Origin of the sequence: Paenibacillus sp. HGH0039 (assembly GCF_000411255.1) — a bacterium.
In the GTDB taxonomy this organism is placed as follows: Bacteria; Bacillota; Bacilli; order Paenibacillales; family NBRC-103111; genus Paenibacillus_F.
Genome location: NZ_KE150414.1, coordinates 5,975 through 9,633, shown reverse-complemented (window position 1 = coordinate 9,633; position 3,659 = coordinate 5,975). Strand labels below are relative to the sequence as shown.

Genomic DNA, 3,659 nt, shown 5'->3' with positions numbered 1-3,659 from the left:
ATCGCCTGCAGCTCGCCTGGCCAACGTCGGCCGTAACCGGCTCCGAGCTCCTCCGGATCTCTCCGATCGCCTGCAGCTCGCCTGGCCAACGTCGGTAGGAGACGAACGGGGAAGGGTCAGGGTTTCTTCGGCTGCCGGCCTTTTGGTGAGCCGGCGGCGACGGACAGCGTTGACCAGGTGACCAGGCTAACTGCAGACGGGCGGCATTGCCTCACTCACTTTTAGTTGCTGACCATTTATCTGGAACATCCTGGAGCCGGCACGCAGTCGATTGTATTTTTGAGTAGATATCATTATGTACTAAAGTAGATGTAATTATATATTAAAGTAGTTGTAAAATATGTATCACTTTTATTGTGAATTTCTATTTACTAGGAAGAAATTCTATAGTAATATAGAAAGTAGTGGTAAAAGTGATGGTAAATTGATTGTAAACTAATATATATTCAAGGAGTGAAATGCATGACAAAAGAAATAGTTATTCGCAAGATTGATATTGGTTATGGTTATCTAAAATATTTAGACAACGGCGGAATTGTAAAAAAAGAAAAAGCTGTTGTTGCTTTACTCGGTGAATCGCTAAATGCTGGTGAGACTAAAGGTATTGATGTGATTTCGGTAGATGGTTTGGAATACATAGTTGGGGACAATGTTTACAAGCTCGGCAGAAAACCGATTACAGCAAACGAAAACGTTCGTAGAGCTGAAAATATAGCATACAAGGTTTTGGCTATGTATGCCTTGGCCAAAACCTCTCAAAAGTCATCTGAAACGGTAAGCATGGTAACAGGATTGCCGTTTCAAAATATGGATGAAGCTGAACTCCTTAAAACGGTTTTTGAAAAAACTCATGAACTCAAACTCAATGGCAAGGATATGAATATTACAGTTAAAGATGTATTCGTGGTCTCTCAAGGGCTTGGGTCCTTCTATTCGTTGGTTCGCCAAAGAGGAAACGTTATATTTAGGAAAAAAATACTTCTTGTGGACTTGGGTTTCCGTACAGTGAACTATCTGCCTCTTAACAACGGAGATATAGACGCCGACACTGTGAAGACTAACCGGGATTTAGGCATTCAGGCTGCCTACAAACGGATTACGGATGCTGTAAACTTGGAGTTTAAAAGTAATTTCAAATACTATGAAGTGGATGACTTGCTGGATAAAGGCGTTCCGCAACAGGACAAAAATAGTGGAATTGTTTATGAACCGATTATTGATCGGCCATACGTTAAAGATGCACTAAGAATGTATGCCCGTGACGTTTGGACGGATATTCTCGATAAATACGATGACAGGTATAGAGAAAGTCTGGAGGAAGTTGTATTCAGCGGCGGGACAGCTGAAAGAGTTAGGGATTTTTTAGAGGAAGAAAAGCAGCATTTTTGCAGTATTGTTGAGGATTCTCAGGACGTCCAGGTATTAGGTTACGAGGAAATTGCACAGCAACTTGAGCTAGAAGAATCGAAGTAAGGAGGCGGAACTTATGGCAAAACCAAGAGTCAAGCAGCTTTATTTCACAAAACATGATGACGATCTTTACGCTGCCATACAAAAAATTCCTTCTGGGCTTCAAAACCATGAGATTCGCAGAGCCATGCGATTATATTTTTTAGGTGAGCAGCCCTCAAGTACGTATTACAAAGGCGGTAACTTTGAAACCGTTCGCCCTTCAGTAGTTACGGAAAGTGTGGAGGAAAAGGAGCCTTTCAAAGAGAATGACGAAGCCGTCGCTCAAGTTAAACTGCCGGCTTCTCTTATACGACGTTAATCAAGGCCAGGATCCAGGTAATCGGATCCTGGCTTTTTTATGTTTTATACCCCTTTTTTCTGTCCATACTGAGTTGTAAAAGGGGGAAATGAAATGAAATGCAGGAAATGCCAACATGAAGTAAAGAGTGGCAGCTCTATTTCAAAGAATTTTGGTCTTTGCGGTAATTGTCACCGTCAGGAAAAGGCTATGATTAAAAGCTATAAGTCGTATCTTACTGAAAAAAAACGCAATGGGATCAAGCATCCACTGACTAAATATATCTGATTTTGTTCTTCTCAAGAAGCAAAGTGACTCGGTACGCATCGTTCCTGTTCATTTCTAATTCAAATTGCAGAAAGTGAACAAATGCACTTGAATTCAGGCAAAATTCTAAGACACAGTTTTGGAAAGTAGCAGGGGCGATTTTTAACTTGCTGCATGCTTCCTGCAGTTTGTCCTCAAGCTCCTTATCTAATCTTAAATAGTGAGGGGCGACCCTTGAACCAAACCTTTTTTTTACTTCCTTTAAACTGTTCAAATGTATAAAGAATTCCTTCGCAAATTTATAATCATGAAGGACGAAATCCAAGCAAATATAGGACAATTCTGCCGGTCTTATTTCACATGAAGTTGAAAGCTTTCGCATCTTGGAATACGTGTCATTCGTAGTCCGGATATAGTGCTTAATGTCTCGTTTTCCTTCTACTCTGATTGCTTTCACAATTGAATTCCCCCCTATAAAACGGATCTCGGGTGGAGCTACTGAGTCGCTCTTAAGGAAATTTATGCAGTGTAGGGGAAGGGATAGAACAGGTTTGCTCTGGCCATGTTCCAGGGGCGCGAGGAAGCCGTGCCGGCCACTCCCCGCCGCAGCCGGTCCTACAAGCTCAACCGATCCGGAGCGCTCGGGCCGATGGCCGCCGGGAGGCCTCCTCCCGGGGAGGAGCCGCAGTCGGCTGCAGGGCGCGATGTTGCAGTTAGCCCAACTGCCTGAGCCGGCCAAAGAGCACCCACAGCGCCCAGGAGAGCGCAAACGCGTACCCGACGGCAGATAGTCCCACAGCGTGCTCGGTCGATCTGCGAGGGAGCTGCAGTTCCCTCGCAGATCGTTGCCGGCGCGCGATCAGCGGGGCTCATTTCCGGCAAGCGCCGCCTTCACGCCACAGTTGGCTGTAGGGCGCTCTTTTGCTGGTGGAACTGTTACACAAGTCACGCACTAAACAGCACGCAGTCGCGAACCTCGCGGCAGCCGATCCGGAGCGCTCAGGCCGATGGCCGCCGGGAGGACTCCTCCAGGGGAGGCGCCGCAGTCGTCTGCAGGTAGCCCAGCTGCCGGAGGCCGGATCCGGCCAAAGAGCATCCACAGCGCCCAGGATCCATGCAAACACGTACCCGGCGGCAGCCGGTCCTACAAGCTCGGTCGATCCGCAGCAGCTTGTAACCGGTGCCCAGCAGGTGGCCTCTCCCGGAGAGGCGCACCCGTCGGCCGCAGGGCGCGCTTCTGCAGGTGTGCTTCCGGATCCGCATGCTGGGGAGAAGGCTGCGGTATGACCGATACGATTGACCTGCAGTTGCCGGATATGTTCCTGGGCGTGGCTGTACCGGCCACCATGCTTTAGGGTCTGTCGCCAGGAGAGGCCGCATTGCCTCTTCTTAGAAAAGAGGTATCTTCTCTTCATTGGGGTACGGTGATCATGCTGGGAAAAGAGGTTAATACAAAAAAATCTTTATTTTTTTTTTTTTTTTCATGCGAATTTTGTCATAAGGTTTGATGGAAGGTGACTGAAGCACTGACGTGTATTCGCAGGATCGAAGGGCAAGAGCGGTGCGCCAGTAGTAGGCCGGAGAAATAAAAGGGAGAAGAGAAGAAGAGAAGGTATGCATAAGAGCATACCAAGTAAGTTAT

Annotated in this window: 3 protein-coding genes; all 3 read left to right on the top strand. The window is 46.9% G+C overall.

Annotation, left to right across the window (positions count from 1 at the left end):
• Window positions 1-462 precede the first annotated feature (462 nt).
• The 3 genes from HMPREF1207_RS27670 (at window position 463) to HMPREF1207_RS30490 (ending at window position 3,304) form a co-directional block, all read left to right on the top strand.
• The gene (locus HMPREF1207_RS27670; protein WP_009674523.1) at window positions 463-1,473 is read left to right on the top strand and encodes a ParM/StbA family protein; all 1,011 of its coding nucleotides are present in this window, start codon (window positions 463-465) and stop codon (window positions 1,471-1,473) included.
• Between the two features lie 13 nt (window positions 1,474-1,486).
• Window positions 1,487-1,771 carry a hypothetical protein gene (locus HMPREF1207_RS27665; RefSeq protein WP_009674519.1) on the top strand — a complete coding sequence of 95 codons (285 nt, stop codon included), beginning with the start codon at window positions 1,487-1,489 and terminating at the stop codon, window positions 1,769-1,771.
• A gap of 1,173 nt (window positions 1,772-2,944) precedes the next feature.
• Window positions 2,945-3,304, top strand: coding sequence for a hypothetical protein (locus tag HMPREF1207_RS30490; protein WP_138918189.1), 360 nt, complete (start codon window positions 2,945-2,947; stop codon window positions 3,302-3,304).
• The last annotated feature ends 355 nt before the right edge of the window (window positions 3,305-3,659 follow it).

What these genes read in the sequence shown, in the direction of transcription:
- HMPREF1207_RS27670 (WP_009674523.1), top strand. Translation starts at nt 463, where the DNA reads ATGACAAAAGAAATAGTTATTCGCAAGATTGATATTGGTTATGGTTAT.
- HMPREF1207_RS27665 (WP_009674519.1), top strand. Translation starts at nt 1,487, where the DNA reads ATGGCAAAACCAAGAGTCAAGCAGCTTTATTTCACAAAACATGATGAC.